General features: G+C 61.4%; 16 protein-coding genes. 11 read left to right on the top strand and 5 right to left on the bottom strand.

The genetic code is table 11. The features are described 5' to 3' along the window. Window positions 1–40 precede the first annotated feature (40 nt). The 7 genes from btsR to QLG02_RS04065 all read left to right on the top strand — a co-directional run bounded on the left by btsR (window position 41) and on the right by QLG02_RS04065 (window position 7825). Entirely contained in the window at window positions 41–745 is a 705-nt protein-coding gene (gene btsR / locus QLG02_RS04095) for a two-component system response regulator BtsR (RefSeq protein ID WP_041217000.1), read from the top strand. A 140-nt stretch (window positions 746–885) separates the two neighbouring features. Then, complete coding sequence (locus QLG02_RS04090) at window positions 886–2307, top strand: carbon starvation protein A (protein ID WP_282464578.1); 1422 nt, start codon at window positions 886–888, stop codon at window positions 2305–2307. 289 nt (window positions 2308–2596) lie between these two features. Beyond that, window positions 2597–2935, top strand: coding sequence for a DUF3302 domain-containing protein (locus tag QLG02_RS04085; RefSeq protein WP_042064510.1), 339 nt, complete (start codon window positions 2597–2599; stop codon window positions 2933–2935). A gap of 3 nt (window positions 2936–2938) precedes the next feature. After that, on the top strand, window positions 2939–3976 hold the full coding sequence (locus QLG02_RS04080) for an HlyD family secretion protein (RefSeq protein ID WP_282464577.1): 1038 nt from the start codon (window positions 2939–2941) through the stop codon (window positions 3974–3976). A gap of 114 nt (window positions 3977–4090) precedes the next feature. Continuing rightward, window positions 4091–5851, top strand: coding sequence for a DEAD/DEAH box helicase (locus tag QLG02_RS04075; RefSeq protein WP_282464576.1), 1761 nt, complete (start codon window positions 4091–4093; stop codon window positions 5849–5851). A gap of 131 nt (window positions 5852–5982) precedes the next feature. After that, window positions 5983–7419: a D-alanyl-D-alanine carboxypeptidase/D-alanyl-D-alanine-endopeptidase gene (dacB, locus tag QLG02_RS04070; RefSeq protein WP_011706441.1), complete on the top strand. Its 1437-nt coding sequence runs from the start codon at window positions 5983–5985 to the stop codon at window positions 7417–7419. 142 nt (window positions 7420–7561) lie between these two features. Continuing rightward, window positions 7562–7825: a GrxA family glutaredoxin gene (locus QLG02_RS04065; RefSeq protein ID WP_010633640.1), complete on the top strand. Its 264-nt coding sequence runs from the start codon at window positions 7562–7564 to the stop codon at window positions 7823–7825. A 57-nt stretch (window positions 7826–7882) separates the two neighbouring features. Here the strand turns inward: QLG02_RS04065 and QLG02_RS04060 are convergent, their stop codons facing one another. Beyond that, on the bottom strand, window positions 7883–8095 hold the full coding sequence (locus QLG02_RS04060; protein WP_162901889.1) for a DUF1653 domain-containing protein: 213 nt from the start codon (window positions 8093–8095) through the stop codon (window positions 7883–7885). A gap of 379 nt (window positions 8096–8474) precedes the next feature. Between QLG02_RS04060 and QLG02_RS04055 the strand changes: the two genes are divergently transcribed. After that, on the top strand, window positions 8475–9689 hold the full coding sequence (locus QLG02_RS04055) for a pyridoxal phosphate-dependent aminotransferase (RefSeq protein WP_011706443.1): 1215 nt from the start codon (window positions 8475–8477) through the stop codon (window positions 9687–9689). A gap of 65 nt (window positions 9690–9754) precedes the next feature. Here the strand turns inward: QLG02_RS04055 and QLG02_RS04050 are convergent, their stop codons facing one another. Together QLG02_RS04050 and fabV are read right to left on the bottom strand one after the other, a co-directional pair. Beyond that, the gene (locus tag QLG02_RS04050) at window positions 9755–11230 is read right to left on the bottom strand and encodes a YfcC family protein (protein WP_103828540.1); all 1476 of its coding nucleotides are present in this window, start codon (window positions 11228–11230) and stop codon (window positions 9755–9757) included. Window positions 11231–11393: 163 nt separating this feature from the next. Next, window positions 11394–12587 (bottom strand): enoyl-ACP reductase FabV, encoded by a 1194-nt coding sequence (gene fabV / locus QLG02_RS04045; protein WP_029300362.1) that lies wholly within the window; start codon window positions 12585–12587, stop codon window positions 11394–11396. A 326-nt stretch (window positions 12588–12913) separates the two neighbouring features. Here fabV and QLG02_RS04040 point away from each other — a divergent pair, with 326 nt between their 5' ends. Further along, window positions 12914–14212, top strand: coding sequence for a PAS domain-containing methyl-accepting chemotaxis protein (locus tag QLG02_RS04040; RefSeq protein ID WP_282464575.1), 1299 nt, complete (start codon window positions 12914–12916; stop codon window positions 14210–14212). A 59-nt stretch (window positions 14213–14271) separates the two neighbouring features. Here QLG02_RS04040 and QLG02_RS04035 read toward each other — a convergent pair whose 3' ends face one another. Both QLG02_RS04035 and QLG02_RS04030 read right to left on the bottom strand, forming a co-directional pair. Beyond that, the gene (locus tag QLG02_RS04035; protein ID WP_282464574.1) at window positions 14272–14469 is read right to left on the bottom strand and encodes a hypothetical protein; all 198 of its coding nucleotides are present in this window, start codon (window positions 14467–14469) and stop codon (window positions 14272–14274) included. A gap of 50 nt (window positions 14470–14519) precedes the next feature. Beyond that, on the bottom strand, window positions 14520–15416 hold the full coding sequence (locus QLG02_RS04030) for a DMT family transporter (protein WP_282464573.1): 897 nt from the start codon (window positions 15414–15416) through the stop codon (window positions 14520–14522). 112 nt (window positions 15417–15528) lie between these two features. Here QLG02_RS04030 and rsxA point away from each other — a divergent pair, with 112 nt between their 5' ends. Together rsxA and rsxB are read left to right on the top strand one after the other, a co-directional pair. Continuing rightward, complete coding sequence (gene rsxA, locus QLG02_RS04025; RefSeq protein WP_005302262.1) at window positions 15529–16110, top strand: electron transport complex subunit RsxA; 582 nt, start codon at window positions 15529–15531, stop codon at window positions 16108–16110. A 4-nt stretch (window positions 16111–16114) separates the two neighbouring features. Then, window positions 16115–16678 (top strand): electron transport complex subunit RsxB, encoded by a 564-nt coding sequence (rsxB, locus tag QLG02_RS04020; RefSeq protein ID WP_011706450.1) that lies wholly within the window; start codon window positions 16115–16117, stop codon window positions 16676–16678. Window positions 16679–16681: the final 3 nt, after the last annotated feature.

Here is a 16681-nt window from a genome sequence, read left to right as displayed (position 1 = left end):
TTCATCTTCACCCACCACCCCAGCCACGCAGGAGAACCTCATGATCCGCACCCTCATCGTCGATGACGAGCTTTACGCCCGCGAGGAGCTGATGCAGCACCTGGCCGCCGAGCCCGATATCGAACTGCTGGGCGCGGCGGCCAATGCCATCGAGGCGCTGCCGCTTATTCAGCGGCTCAAACCCGACGTGGTGTTTCTCGATATCCAGATGCCCAAGCTCAGCGGCATGGAGCTGGTCGCCATGCTCGATCCCCTGCCCCGCATCGTCTTTGTCACCGCCTTTGACGAGTACGCCATCCAGGCATTCGAGGAGAACGCCTTCGACTACCTGCTCAAACCGGTGGAGCCGGCCCGCCTCGCCAAGACGCTGGCGCGGCTCAGGCAAGATCTAACCCCCCAGCCCATGACGGCGCTCGCCCCCGCCATTCGCCACATCCCGGGCTACCTGCACAACCGGGTACGGCTGCTGCCCATCGAGCAGGTGGAGTACGCCTTCTCCGATCTCGGCGGGGTGCACGTGGCGAGCCAGGGCGAGCTGTTCCACACCCAGCTCACCCTCAAATCCCTGGAGGAGAAGACCCCGCTGCTGCGCTGCCACCGCCAGTATCTGGTGGCCCCGGCCGCCATCTTCGAGATCCGGCTGCTGGAGAACCAGCTGGCGGAGATAGTGACGCCGAGCGGCGCCCGGGTGCCGGTCAGCCGCCGCTACCTGAAGGAGTTGAAGGAGATGCTGGGGCTGGAGTAAGCCCCGCGATGTGAGCCGGATCACGAGCGCCGACCGCTCGGTCCGCCATATGGCCGCTCATGCCGTTTTACCTGCCGTCAACAGAGCAAGCCCCTACACTGGCCGCGCACACCCAACAATAACAAAGCAGGAGCGTAGCAATGATCTGGTTCTTCCTCTGTGTCGGCTTGCTGATAGCCGGCTATTTCGTATACGGCAAATTCATCGAACGGATATTTGGCCCCAAGCCGGAGCTGAAAACCCCCGCCATCACCATGGCGGACGGGGTGGACTATGTCCCCATGTCGGACAAGAAGGTCTATCTGGTTCAGCTGCTCAACATCGCCGGCGTCGGCCCCATCTTCGGCCCCATCCTGGGCGCCCTCTACGGTCCGGTCGCCATGCTCTGGATCGTGTTCGGCTGCATCTTCGCCGGTGCGGTGCACGACTACTTCTCCGGCATGCTGTCGGTGCGCGCCAAGGGCGCCTCGGTGCCGACCGTGGTCGGTGAACACCTCGGCACCACCGCCAAGCACTTCATGAACCTGTTCGCCGTGGTGTTGTTGATGCTGGTGGGCGTGGTGTTCGTGCTGAGCCCGGCTGGCCTTCTGGCCAACCTCACCTCCACCGATCTGGTCTACTGGATTGCGGCCATCTTCGCCTACTACATCCTGGCGACCATCGTCCCCATCGACAAGATCATCGGCCGTTTCTACCCCATCTTCGGCGCCCTGCTGGTGTTCATGTCGGTCGGCCTCATCATCGGCCTCATCGTCTCCGGCAAAGGCTTCTACAACACCGGGATGGATTTCTCCAACCTGCACCCGACCGAGCTGCCGCTCTGGCCGCTGTTGTTCATCACCATCGCCTGCGGCGCCGTGTCGGGCTTCCACGCCACCCAGTCACCGCTGATGGCGCGCTGCATGCAAAACGAGAGCTCCGGCCGCTTCATCTTCTACGGCGCCATGATTGGTGAAGGGATCATCGCCCTCATCTGGTGCACCCTGGGTCTCTCCTTCTACGACAGCACCGAGGCGCTCAACGCCACCCTGGCCAGCGGCGGCCCCTCTGCCGTGGTACACGAGGTCTCCACCAGCCTGCTCGGCACCGTCGGCGGCATCCTGGCCATCCTCGGCGTGGTGATCTTGCCCATCACCTCCGGCGACACCGCGTTTCGCAGTGCCCGCCTCATCGTCGCGGACTTCCTGAAACTGACCCAGAAGCCCATGGCCAAGCGACTGCTGATCGCCATCCCCATGTTCATCCTCGGCTTCATCATCTCCAAGGCCGAATTCGGGGTGATCTGGCGCTACTTCGGCTGGGCCAACCAGACCACCGCGGTGATGATGCTGTGGGCGGCGGCGGCCTACCTCGCCAAAGAGGGCAAGCTGCACTGGGTCTGCACCATTCCCGCCATGTTCATGACCGCCGTGGTGTTCACCTATCTGGCCAACGCCCCCATCGGGTTCGGGCTGGAGATGGGCGTCTCCACCATGATTGGGCTGGCCAGCACCCTGATCGTCACGGTGGCCTTCCTGATGAAATTCAGGCCCGCGCTGATCAACAAGCCCAGCGAAAGTTGATCCACGCCAACCATGTCAAAAAAGGAGCCATAAAGGCTCCTTTTTTTGCTGCTCATCTCATCGCACTAATGCCATACTCGTCCCGTAAGTTCTTGTCATGGATACGACTTTACGGACTTGCCCCCAATAACATCAGCGTCTGTTTTGACGACTTGGAAACCACTTAAGCTTCAGTACAACAAAACAACTTAAGATTTCGGGCCCGACAGGAGGGAAATCAGGTGGCTGACTGCCTTGCAGAGCCCTGATCCCAATGACAATGCGGTGCGTCAAGCCAGCGGAGGCGTAAATGGCACTCGATTATTTTGCTCTTGGTCTGCTTTTTTTTGTGGGTTTGGTCATTTTTTACGGGGTCATCGTCATTCACGACATTCCCTATGAAATAGCCAAACATCGTCAGCACCCCCATCAGGACGCCATTCACGTGGCCGGCTGGGTCAGTCTGTTCACCCTGCACGTGCTGTGGCCCTTCCTCTGGATCTGGGCCACCCTCTATCGTCCCGAGCGGGGCTGGGGCTTCAACCAGCGGCTGCAGCAGGATGAAGATGATATCCAGCAGCTCAAACAGGAGCTGGCCGACCTCAAGGCCCGCCTCAATTCCATCGAACAGACCGAGCAACAGGGATAAATCATGGACCTGCTACTGATCCTGACCTACACGGCCGTCTGCGTGGCCATCTTCAAAATCTTCCGTATCCCGCTCAACAAGTGGACCGTGCCCACCGCCGCGCTGGGCGGCGTGCTGCTCATCGGCACCCTGATCATGCTGATGAACTACAACCACCCCTACTCCGAGATGGCGCGCAACTACTATGTCTCCACCCCGATCGTGCCGCTGGTCAAGGGCCGGGTCATCGAGGTGCCGGTACAGGCCAATCAGCCGGTGAAGAAGGGTGACGTGCTGTTTCGCCTGGATGCCGCCCCCTTCCAGTTGAGGGCGGACAGCCTGACGGCGCGGGTTGAATCCAACCGCAACCACCTCAAGTCCATCGAGGCCAGGCTGCGCTCCGCCAAGCTCGACCGGGATCGCGCCAGCGACCTGATGCGCCGCGGCGTCGGCAAGCAGCGTGACCTCGACGTCACCCAGGCCAACGTGGACGACATCGTGGCCCAGCTTGAGCAACAACAGGCGACGCTGGAAGATCTGCAGGCCCAGCTCGACGAGGCCAAATATCAGGTCGCCCAGACCGTGGTCTATGCCCCGAGCAACGGCCACGTGGTGCAGCTCGCCCTGCGCCCCGGCATGATCGCCACCCCCTACATGTATCGCCCGGTGATGACCTTCATTCACGAGGATGAGAACGCCTATGTAGGCTGGTTCTGGCAGAACAGCATGCAGCGTCTGGCGGTGGGTGATGAGGCCGAAGTGGTGATCGACGGCATCCCCGGCAAGATCTTCCAGGGCCAGGTGACCGCCGTGATCCCGGCCATCGCCGCCGGTAACGTGCAGGCCAATGCCGGCCTGCTGGATCAGGCCAGTGCCGTTCAGCCGGGCCGCCTGCCGGTGCTCATCTCCATCACCGACCCCGAATGGCCCAAGTATCAGGTGATCGCCGGCGCCAGCGGCCAGGCTGCCATCTACACCAAGCACTTCCACCATGTCTCGGTGATGCGCAAGGTGCTGCTGCGCATGGCCAGCTGGATGAACTACGTCTTCCCCTTCCACTAAGCGAAGACGTCAACGCCAGCGGGCCGGCACCATGCCGGCCCGCTGTTTTTTGGCGCCAAGATCCCTATAATGGCGCCATCCTGCACCACCCCACATCGACACACCCAAGCCTGCATGTTCGTTCTCAGACCCTATCAGACCGACGCCGTCAACGCCGTGATCAGCCACTTTCGTCAGCACCCGGATCCCGCCGTGGTGGTGCTGCCCACCGGAGCCGGCAAGAGTCTGGTGATCGCCGAACTGGCCCGCAAGGCGCGCGGCCGGGTGCTGGTGCTGGCCCACGTCAAGGAGCTGGTGGAGCAGAACCACGCCAAGTACGAGGCGTGGGGGCTCAAGGCCGACATCTTCGCCGCCGGGCTCGCTCGCAAGGAGGCGAGCGCCCAGGTGGTATTTGGCTCGGTGCAGTCGGTAGCGCGCAATCTGGACGCCTTCGACGGGGCGTTTTCGCTGCTCATCATCGATGAGTGCCACCGGGTCTCGCTTGATGACGACAGCCAATACCATCAGGTGATTGAGCACCTCAAGGCCGCCAATCCGGCCCTCAAGATCCTCGGCCTTACCGCCACCCCCTATCGGCTCGGGCTGGGCTGGATCTACCGGCGCCACTACCACGGCATGGTCAAGAGCCACGGCGAGCGGCTGTTCGGCGACTGCGTGTTCGAGCTGCCGCTGCGCTTCATGGTCAAAAACGGCTATCTGACCCCGCCCAGGCTGGTGGATGCCCCTATCGTCCACTACGACTTCAGCAAGCTGGTGGCGCGGGAGAATGGCCTGTTCAGCGAGGCGGATCTCAACGGCGAGCTCAAGCGCCAGCAGCGGGTCACCCCCCATATCCTGAGCCAGGTGCTGGAGTATGCGGCCGACCGGCAGGGAGTGATGATCTTCGCCGCCACCGTCGAGCATGCCCGCGAAATTCATGGCCTGCTGGGCGCCAGAGGCCAGCAGGCCGCCCTCATCACCGGCGAAACGCCGGGGCCGGAGCGCGACGCCCTCATCAACGCCTTCAAGGCGCGCGAGCTCAAGTTTCTGGTCAACGTGGCGGTGCTCACTACCGGCTTCGACGCTCCCCATGTCGATCTCATCGTGATGCTCAGACCCACCGAATCGGTGTCGCTCTACCAGCAGATCGTCGGGCGCGGCCTGCGCCTCTCGCCCGGCAAGACGGACTGTCTGGTGCTCGACTACGCCGGCAACAACTTCAACCTGTTCGCCCCCGAAGTGGGGGAGCCTCGCCCCCACGCCGGTACCGAACCGGTGCAGGTACCCTGCCCCGCCTGCGGCTTTGCCAACACCTTCTGGGGCAAGACCGACGAGGATGGCAAGGTGATCGAGCACTACGGCCGCCGCTGTCAGGGGCTGTTTGAAGATGACGAGGGCAACAGCGAAGAGTGTGACTACCGCTTTCGCGCCAAGATCTGCCCCGCTTGCGGCAGCGAAAACGACATCGCCGCCCGCCGCTGCCAGAGCTGCGATCAACTGCTGGTGGATCCTGACGACAAGCTCAAAGAGGCGCTCAATCTCAAGGACTGCATGGTCATTCGCTGCGCCGGGCTGACGCTGAGTGCCGGGCGTGGCAAACAGGGGGAGCGGCTGGAAGTGACCTATCACGATGAGGATGGTCTCACCCTCAATGAGTACTTCGGATTTCACTCCCAGGGTGCACGGCGCTTGTTTCAACAGGTCTTTGTGCGTCATCATTGGCCCGCTCCGGGTCTGGAACCCGAATTTGCCACCCTGGCGAGCGTGCTGGCGGCGCAAAGCCAGTTCCGCCCCCCCGATTTCGTCATCGCCCGCAAAGCGGGGCGGTTCTGGCAGATAAAAGAGAAGATTTTTGATTATGAGGGTCGCTATCGCACCGCCAACTCGCTGGCGTGATGGCCAGTGGCGACCGGCATAAATCGTATGAATGGCTTTGCCACGGTCGATCCCGCATCGGCGGGTGAAACAAGGTTGAATTGTCAGGGCCGGCGCCACTGCCGAGCCCTTCGTCACGCTTAGAGGATGTTATGCAGCGGCTGTTGATTGGTTTTTGTGCTCTCTTTTCCCTGGCGGCCCAGGCCGCCCCGCTGACGCCCCCTCAGGGGGGCCAGTACGCCATCATAGTGCAGGGCAACAATGGGGTTGAATTTGCCCGCCATGCTGATCAGATGATCGCCCCCGCCTCCACCATGAAGGTACTCACCGCGCTGGCGGCCCGTCTCGAGCTCGGTGCCGACTTCCGCTTTGCCACCGACATTCAGGCTCAGCCCGGCGCCAAACAGGGTGATGCCATCAATGGCGACATCTGGATCAACTTCGTCGGCGACCCCACCCTGTCACGCATGGATCTGCTGGCCCTGTTCAAACAGCTCGGCGTGAACCGCATCAAGGGCAACGTCTACGTCAACACCGGCGCCTACAACGGCTATGAGCGCGGCAACGGCTGGTCGTGGGGGGATCAGACTCTCTGTTTCGCCGCCCCGGTCTCCTCGGTCATCATCGACAAGAACTGCGCCTACGGCACCATCACCGCCACCCAGATCGGCAAGCCGGCCACCGGCAACGTGGCCACCGGCGTGCCCATCGGCATCGGTGCCGACAACGTGGAGGTGATGAGCTATGGCGACATGGCGCGCCAGTTCTGCGCACTGGAAGTGGACATGGCCAAGGGCAATTTCTACGAGCTCAAGGGCTGCATCACCCCGAACAAGGAGCCACAGGGGCTGCGCTTCGCCATCCACGACGTGGAGGCCTGGGGCTGGGACAACATCCGCTGGGCCATGGACCGTGCCGGTATCAAGCATGACGGCCTGCTGCGGGTGACCCACAAGTCGCCGGACAATGCCGAGACGCTGGGTACTCACTACTCGGTCTCATTGCCGGTGATGCTCGCCAAGATGCTGAAAAAATCGGACAACCTCTACGCCGATACCTTCCTCAAGACCGTGGGTCGCCACTACTACAACAAGCCGGGCAGCTATCGCAGCGGCACCATGGCGGTGCGCGCCATCCTGACCAAGAACGGCATCGATCTGGGCAACGCCACCCTGGCCGACGGCTCCGGCCTCTCCGCCCACAACCTCATCAGCGCCCGCCAGATGCTGTCGGTACTGAACTTCATCCAGAAAAATGACGCCGAGCTTGGTCTCATCAAGCTGCTGCCGAGCTCCCAGGTGGATGGCACCCTGGCGTGGCGGCGCAGCGTCACCGCCCCCATGATGAAGAACAAGGTGCACGCCAAGACCGGCACCATCACCGGCACCTCCAACCTGGTAGGCTTCATCGATACCGCCGGCGGCCAGCGCAAGGCCTTCGTGATGTTCCAGCGCGGCCTGTCGCAGGATCCGGCGACCCACGAGCGCTACCGCGCCAGCAAGGCCGCCTGGCCCTGGACCGTGTTCGAGAAGGGAGTGCTGGAGAGCATCTATCAGCAGCAGCCGATCCAGATCGCCGATCAGGGTTGAACTGCCGCCCGGTGATTGATGATGACGGCCGGCGAAGCGCGCCTTATCGAAGATGACGAACGGCCATATCGACAATTTCCACTTTGACTAGTCACGAGGCGGGGCTATCCTGTCCCCAGCCTCATATGAATGGAGAAAGAACATGTTTGCAGTGATTTTTGGTCGTCCCGGTTGCCCCTATTGTGTCCGTGCCAAGCAGATCGCCGAGCAGCTGGTTGAACAGCGTGACGATTTCAAATTCCGCTACGTGGACATCCACGCCGAAGGCATCACCAAGGAAGATCTGGCCAAGAGCGCCGGCAAGCCGGTCAATACCGTGCCGCAAATCTTCCTGGACGAGCAGCACATCGGTGGCTGCACCGATTTCGAAGCCTATGCCAAAGAGAACCTGGGTCTCTACCAGTAAGCTCAGGTTGTGAAAAAGGCGCCATCAGGCGCCTTTTTTCATGGTCAATGGTCAGCCTCAGCCGGCAACCGGGGTGAAACGGCTCACCACGTCTCCCTGATGCTCGATCCACTCCATGAACATGGCCACCGGGCGGGCGTAGACGGCGCCATCCTGCTCGCTCTGGTAGATCACCAGCGGCTCCCCGGTTTCGGTGTGCAGGGCCAGGGTCAACACCTGATAATACCCACCCTTGAAATGGCGGTAGCGACCAACTGCGGGGGCTTGCATGGGAACTCCTTCGATATCGACGCCAGGCGGCGCCAGCATGGCGCGCAGACCACATGCTCTGCTTTTGGGGCCGGCGCCGACAAAAATAATGACATTTTTCACGCAAGCCAATCGTGCCAGCGAGAGTGAATATTTCAACACAGTCGGGTAGCTTTGTTAATCAGCCCCTCATCTTTCACTGGTGAAACTCGGTTACCACAAACGATCGTGCTGAATTTAACGTTTTGGCAACCCTGTTTCAGGGCTAAAAATCAGGGAATTCTACTAAAAAGAGGATTGTTCTAGCATTCAATTCTGTGAAGAATAGGGGAAAAGAAATTTGATACTAAAAAACGCCTTTTTCGCCAACGCGCCCCCAGGGGAAGGAATCACAGTCACCATGTTCACTATCGACAAGTCGCACAAGCTCGACGATGTCTGCTATGACATCCGCGGCCCGGTGCATAAAGAAGCTCGCCGTCTCGAAGACGAAGGCCACCGCATCATCAAGCTCAACATCGGCAACCCGGCCCCGTTCGGTTTCGATGCGCCGGAAGAGATCATCAAGGATGTGATCCTCAACATGCCGCTCAGCCAGGGCTACTGCGACTCCAAGGGGCTGTTCTCGGCCCGCAAGGCGGTGATGCAGTACTACCAGCAGAAAGGGATGCGCAAGGTCGACATCGACGACATCTACATCGGCAACGGCGCCAGCGAGCTCATCGTGATGGCGATGCAGGCACTGCTCAACAACGGCGACGAGATGCTGGTTCCCTCCCCCGACTATCCGCTGTGGACTGCGGCAGTGACCCTCTCCGGCGGCCATGCGGTGCACTATCGCTGCGACGAAGGGGCCGACTGGTATCCGGATCTCGACGACATTCGCGCCCGCATCACCCCGCGCACCCGCGGCCTGGTGCTGATCAACCCCAACAACCCGACTGGCGCCGTCTACGGCAGCGAGTTCCTGCTGGAAGTGATCGAGATCGCCCGCCAGCACAACCTCATCATCTTCGCCGACGAGATCTACGACAAGATCCTCTACGACGACATCTCCCACACCAGCGTCTGCACCCTGTGCGACGATGTGATGGTGGTGACCTTCAACGGCCTCTCCAAGGCCTACCGCGCCTGCGGTTTCCGTCAGGGCTGGATGGTCATCACCGGTCCCAAGGGCCGTGCCAAGGGCTACATCGAGGGGCTGGAGATGCTGGCCTCCATGCGGCTGTGTGCCAACGTGCCGATGCAGCACGCCATCCAGACCGCTCTGGGTGGTTACCAGAGCATCAACGAGCTGATCCTGCCGGGCGGCCGCCTGCGCCGCCAGCGCGACAAGGCGTGGGAGTTGCTCAACGACATCCCTGGGGTCTCCTGCGTCAAGCCCAAGGGGGCGCTCTACATGTTCCCGCGCCTCGACCCCAAGGTGTACGACATCCGCGACGACCAGAAGATGGTGTTCGATCTGCTGCAGCAGGAAAAATTGCTGCTGGTGCAGGGCACCGGCTTCAACTGGCCGGCGCCGGATCACTTCCGGCTGGTGTTCCTGCCCCGGGAAGAGGAGCTGGAAGAGGCCATCGGCCGTCTCGCCCGCTTCCTCAAGGGCTACAAGCAGTAAGCAAGACTCATGAAAAAGGCTCCCGCGGGAGCCTTTTTGTTGTCTGTCATTTTCTAGCCGCGCCATCAACCGTGCAGCAGGGCACCGGCCACCAGCACCGCCATGGTGATGAGGGCTACCCCGATGATGAAGGGCAGCACCCAGCGCACGAAGCGATCGTAGGGGATCTTGGCCAGCGCCAGACCGGCCACCAGATGGGCGGCGGTGGGGGCGAACAGGTTGATCCAGCCGGAGGCGGACTGATAGGCGGTGATCACCAGATCCCGCGAGATGCCGGAGAAGTCCGCCAGCGGCCCCATCAGCGGCATGGAGACGGTCGCCAGCCCCGAGGTGGAGGGGATGAAGAAGCTCAGGATGATGTGCACCAGATAGGCCATCAGGATGAACACCGACGACGACAGCCCGCTCACCAGCCCCTCGGCCCAGTGCAGTATGGTGTCGATGATGACGCCATGCTCCATCACCACATAGATGCCGCGTGCCACCGCCACCACCAGCGCCACCCCGATAAGGTCCCGCGCCCCGCTCAGGAAGGTTGCCACGTAGTTGGACTCCGGCATCCGGTTGATCAGCGCGATCAGGATGGAGGCGCTGAAGAACAGGGTGGAGAGCTCGTCGAACCACCAGCCCAGGGTGGGCAGCAGATCGATGCCCAGATCCGACCAGGGTACCACCGCATAGATCATCAGCAGGAAGGTGCCGAAGAAGACCAGCATGGTGAGCTTCTGCTTGCCGCTGAAGGCGAGGTTGCCGCTCTTCATCTGGGAGAACTCGTCGTCATAGGCGATGTCGGCCAGCACGGAGCGGGACTTGTCCTGCTGCACCTGCTTGGCGTAGCGCATCACGAACCAGGAGGCGAAGATCACCAACAGCAGCCACTGCACAACCCTAAGGCCAATCCCCTCACCGATGGGGATGCCGGCAAAACCGGAGGCGATGCCGGTGGCAAACGGGTTGACGGTGGAAGCGAGCACCCCGACCCCGGAGCCGAGCAATATGATCCCTGCCGCCACCATGCGATCGAAGCCCGCCGCCATCATCACCGGCACGATCAGTGCCCAGAAGGCCACCGTCTCCTCCGCCATGCCGAAGGTGGAGCCGCCGAGGGCAAACAGGGCGATCAGCACCGGGATCAGCAGCCGCTCGCGCCCGGCAAAGCCGCGCACGATGGCCCCTACCCCGGCATCCAGTGCGCCGCTCTGCATGGTCACCGCCAGAAAACCGCCGATGATGAGCACGAACAGCGCCACGTCGGCCGCCTTGTGAAAGCCCTGGATCGGCGCCTTGAGCACATCGAATACCCCCTGCGGTTGGGAGGGGAGCTCGGTGTAGCTGCCGGGCACCGGCAACAGCCGCTCGTCGCCGCTGTAGTCGGCCACGGCCGCCGCAGCAATCGGCTGCTGGGTCTTGGCCGTCACGTAGTTGTATTTGCCCGCCGGCAGCACCCAGGTCAGGGCCGCCATCAGGGCGATGATGATGAAAAGCAGGGTATAGACAGTGGGGAGTTGGCGCTTTTTGGGCGCCTCATGTGGAGTGGTCATAGCTTCCGTACCTCGGCAATGCCGTCATGTGATCCGATCACCGCCAGACTAGCGGGTTTGATATGGGAAAAAGGTGATCGCGGATAATAAAATTCCGCAACTTAGCGGGATTTTTGCCAAAAAAACAGGGCCCCGCGGGGCCCTGTTTTCACTTGGGTCAGACTCAGAGCTCGACCACATCGAATTTCACGTCCGGATTCACATCCGCATCGTAATCCACTTCGTCCAGCCCGAAACCGAACAGACGCAGGAACTCCTGCTTGTAACCGGTGTAGTCGGTCAGTTCGGAGAGGTTCTCGCTGGTGATGGACGGCCACAGGTCGCGGCAGGTCTGCTGCACGTCTTCGCGCAGTTCCCAGTCATCCATCCGGATGCGAGCCTGATCGTCCAGCGCCATGTCGGCAGCGTAGAGACGGGTGCGCATCATGCGGTCCACCTGCTCCATGCAGCCTTCGTGAATGCCCTTCTCCTTCATGATCTTGAAGGCCATAGAGATGTAGAGCGGCATCACCGGAATGGCGGAGGAGGCCTGGGTCACCACGGATTTCAGCACGGCCACGTGGGCGGTGCCGCCCTTGGCAGCCAGATCGCCACGGATGGCGGCGGCGGCGCGGTCCAGATCTTCCTTGGCGCGGCCCAGAGTACCGTGCCAGTAGATTGGCCAGGTCAGGTCGGTGCCGATGTAGGAGTAGGCCACGGACTTGGCGCCGTCGGCCAGCACGCCTGCATCGCGCAGGGCCGCCATCCACAGCTCCCAATCCTGACCGCCCATGACGGTGATGGTGTTCTGGATCTCTTCCTCATTCGCCGGCTCGACGGTGGCGGTGATGATCTGATCCTTGTTGGTATCGATGGCGGTGGTGGTGTAGACCTCGCCGATGGGTTTCAGGGCTGAGCGCACCACTTCGCCGGTATCCGGCAACTTGCGCACCGGTGAGGCCAGGGAGTAGACCACCAGATCAATCTGACCCAGATCCTGCTTGATGAGCTCGATCACCTTGGCGCGGCACTCGTTGGAGAAGGCATCGCCGTTGATGCTCTTGGCGTAGAGGCCCGCCTCTTTGGCGGCCTTGTCGAAGGCAGCGGAGTTGTACCAGCCGGCGGTGGCAGTCTTGGTCTCACTGCCGGCTTTTTCGAAGAAGACACCGAGGGTGGCAGCGCCAGAGCCGAAGGCGGCGGCAATGCGGGAAGCCAGGCCATAACCGGTGGAAGCGCCGATCACCAGCACCTTCTTGGGACCATTCTCGATGGTGCCCTTGGCCTTGGTATAAGCGATCTGGCGACGAACATTGGCTTCACAACCGACCGGGTGAGTGGTGGTGCAGATAAAGCCGCGAACCTTGGGTTTGATGATCATATAGGGTCTCGGATCCGTTTAATGGATGAAATCGGGGCATAAGATACCTCATCTTGCCGCGATAAGGTGCTCTGATGTGTTGAATCGCAGGGAAAATGAGCAAAGCGTGGGACAAATGCCGCCCAAGGAGCCTGCCGTCAGCCTGCCGGAGCGGGACCGACCTCCCCGCCCCTCTGTACGGCTTGCCAACATGGCAATATCGATAATGACAAAACAAACAATTAACCCTGATGGCTGAGGCGACGACCAAACAACCTGTACTAGTATTCAGCCGGTCGGGTATTGTCATGAAAGGCCTCACCAGGGTCTTAACAAGGAGCTCCGCCATGTTTTGGAATCGCACGGGTAAAAATGAACAGAGTGAACAAGCGGCACAGATCGCAGAACTTGGCGCCTTTGAGCAGGCCATCCAGTCACGGGTTCCCTATATCGAGTTCACCCCGGAGGGGGTGGTCACCTTCGTCAACGATCGCTTTCTCGCCATCGTGGGCTACACCCGGGAGGAGGTGATCGGCAAGCACCACAGCGCCCTCTGCTTTCCCGAGGACGTGAAAACCCGCGAATATGAGCTGCTGTGGCAGGATCTGCGCAGGGGGGAGTCGCGCAACGGCCGTTTCATCCGGCAGGCCAAATCGGGCAAGGCGGTCTGGCTCGAAGCCAGCTACTTCCCGATCCTCCTCGATGGCAAGGTGATCAAGGTGGCCAAGGTGGCCTCCAACGTCACCGAACAGCAATCCACCCTGGAGCGCACCCAGGCCCTGCTGGCGGCACTGGACAAATCCCTGGCCGTCATCGACTTCCAACCCGATGGCACCGTCATCACCGCCAACCAGAATTTCCTGCACTGCTTCGGCTACCGGCTGGACGAGGTAGTGGGCCAGTCTCACCGCATGTTCTGCGACGAAACCTTCTATCAGCAGAATCCCAACTTCTGGCGGGATCTGGGAACGGGCTCCATCCAGTCCGGGCTCTTCATGCGCCGTGGCCGCCACGGCGAGAAGATCTGGCTGGAGGCCACCTACAACCCCATCTTCAACCACGAGGGCAAGGTGATCAAAATCATCAAGCTGGCGAGCAACATCAGCGAGCGGGTGGAGAAGTCCATCTCGGTGCGCGAAGCGGCCCAGAAGGCCTGCGCCATCGCCGGAGAAACGGTGCTGAGCGCCGCCAGGGGACGGGAGGTGATCGACAAGGTGCTGGAAACCTCGGCCCACATCAACAGCTCGGTCAGTGAAGTCAGCCGGCAGATAGAGAACCTCAACCAGCAATCCAGAAGCATAGAGTCCATCATCTCCACCATCAGCAGCATCGCGGATCAGACCAATCTGCTGGCGCTCAACGCCGCCATCGAGGCGGCCCGCGCCGGCGAGCAGGGCCGCGGGTTCGCGGTGGTGGCCGATGAAGTGCGCCAGCTGGCGGCGAGAACCTCCACCTCCACCGGCGAGATAGTCTCCGTCATCCGGCTCAACTCCGACATCACCTCGAGGATCACCCAGACCGTCTCGGTGGTGTCGGACAAGGCGATGGCGGGCCAGGCCCAGGCCGACATCATCGCCGGCGTCATTCAGGAGATCATCGAAGACGCCAACTCGGTGTCGGACACCGTCAAGGGCCTCTCCATCTAGAACACCTCGCCATCACAACACACGGGGCCAGGCCCCGTGTTTTTTCTTCCGATCAAAGGTCAATCCCGCCCCGACAGATAGTGCCTGGCCTCCTCGTCGGCCTGCTGCAGGGCGCACTCCCACAGCTCGGCGATGCAGAGCCCCTCCTCGCCCACCGCTTCCTCTTCCAGCGCCTCCAGTGCCCGTGCATCGGCCAGGGTGAAGAGATGGTGGCCAACCAGCAGTCGCGCCTGCGCCAGTAACCTCATGTCACTCATGATCCCGCTCCTCGCTGCTACCTGCTCTGACTTTAGTCAATTTGCGGCCATCACAGGCCTGTGTTGGCCGCCGGCATCCGCACACGCCTGGCCGGCAGTTGCCCCACCGCGATCCCTAGCAGCACGGCGCCACAGGCCACCCATTGCAAGGCGTTGAGGGTCTCCCCCAGCAGCAGATAGGCCAACAGCAGGGTAAACACCGGGATGAGATTGACGTAGGCCGCCGCCAACGTCACCTTCACCTGGGTCACCGACCAGTTGTAGAGCAGGTAGGCCCCCAGGGTCACGCAGGCGCCGAGAAAGACGATGACCGCCATGTCCTGCCAGACCCAAGCCGTCGGCCAGGGTTCGCCAAAGGCAAAGGGGGCGAAAAAGAGGGTGCCGACGAAGGCCTGCAACGCGGTCAGGGTCAACACGCTGTAGCGGCTGCAGAGCTTCTTGAACACCACAGAGTAGGTGGCGGCGCAGAACATGGCCGCCATCTCCAGGCTGTTGCCAAGCAGGGCATTGGGGGCAAATTCATCCGTCCCACTGCCAAAACCGAGCAGCGCGATACCGAAGATGGCGATGGCAAAGCCGAGCAACTGACGGCGGCTCACCCGCTCGCGGATCAGCACGAAGGCCACCAGCGCCACGATGAGCGGCAACAGGGCACAGACCATGCCGGCCTGACCGGCACTGGTGTAGCGCAGGGCGTTGACCTCCAGCAGGAAATAGAGGCAGGGCTCCAGCGCCCCCATCAACGCCAGCCAGCGCCAGTCCCCTTTCTGATAGCGGAAATTGCCGAGACAGCGGTAGCAGCACAGCCAGCAGAGCGCCGCCACGCTCATGCGCATGAACAGCACCTGACCGAAGCCCCAGACCCCCAGCACGTGCTTGAGCGCGATGAAGGAGCTGGACCAGAGCAGCATCGCCAGGGTCAGGGTAAAAATGGGTAAAGGGCGCACGTTTCCTCCATGAAATTGGCTATTTGAATAATAACCATGCGGCCTTGCGGTTGTTAAAAGGCACCTAAAATCAGATAATACCGCCGCCTTCACACCGGATAACCAACCTGCAATGACTGAGTACCTGCTTTTATTGGTCGGCACTGTGCTGATTAACAACTTCGTGCTGGTGAAATTCCTCGGCCTGTGCCCCTTCATGGGCGTCTCCGGCAAGCTGGAAACCGCCATCGGCATGGGGCTGGCAACCACCTTCGTGATGACCCTGGCCAGCGCCTGTTCCTATCTGATGGAACACTATATCCTGATCCCGCTGAACATCGCCTACCTGCGCACGCTCGCCTTCATTCTTGTGATCGCCGTCGTGGTTCAGTTCACCGAGATGGTTATCCGCAAAAGCAGCCCCACCCTCTATCGTCTGCTGGGCATCTTCCTGCCGCTCATCACCACCAACTGCGCCGTGCTGGGGGTCGCCCTGCTCAGCATCAACGAGCACCACAACTTCATCCAGAGCATCATCTACGGCTTCGGCGCCGCCACCGGTTTCTCGCTGGTGCTGATCCTGTTTGCCGCCATGCGTGAGCGCCTTGTGGCCGCCGACGTCCCCACCCCGTTTCGCGGCGTCTCCATCGCCATGATCACCGCCGGCCTGATGTCGCTGGCCTTTATGGGCTTTACCGGCCTCATCAAGATATAGCGCTATGACTCACATTCTCTTTGCCGTTCTGGTGTTGGCTCTGCTGGCTCTGGCCTTCGGCATCATCCTGGGCTTTGCCGCCGTCAAATTTCATGTGGAAGCCGATCCCATCGTCGATCAGCTCGACGCCCTGCTGCCGCAAACCCAGTGTGGCCAGTGCGGCTATCCGGGCTGCAAGCCTTACGCCGAGGCGCTGGCCAATGGCGACCAGATCAACAAGTGCGTGCCAGGTGGCGATGCCACCATGCGCAAGATTGCCGACCTGATGGGGGTCGAGCCCCAGCCGCTGGGCGGCGCCGAGGCCGCCGCCCCCATCAAGAAAGTCGCCTTCATTCATGAAGATCAATGCATCGGCTGCACCAAGTGCATCCAGGCCTGTCCGGTCGATGCCATCGTCGGCGCCACCAAGGCGATGCACACCGTCATTGCCGACGAGTGCACCGGCTGCGATCTCTGTGTCGATCCCTGCCCGACCGACTGTATCGAAATGATCCCGGTGCCGACCACGGTCGACAACTGGAAGTGGGATCTGGCCAACGTCGCCATTCCGGTCAAGATAGTGGAATAAGTA

It is taken from the genome of Aeromonas sp. V90_14 (genome assembly GCF_029967615.1).
GTDB classification, from domain to species: domain Bacteria; phylum Pseudomonadota; class Gammaproteobacteria; order Enterobacterales; family Aeromonadaceae; genus Aeromonas; species Aeromonas hydrophila.
This window is presented reverse-complemented; position numbering and strand designations above follow the sequence as displayed.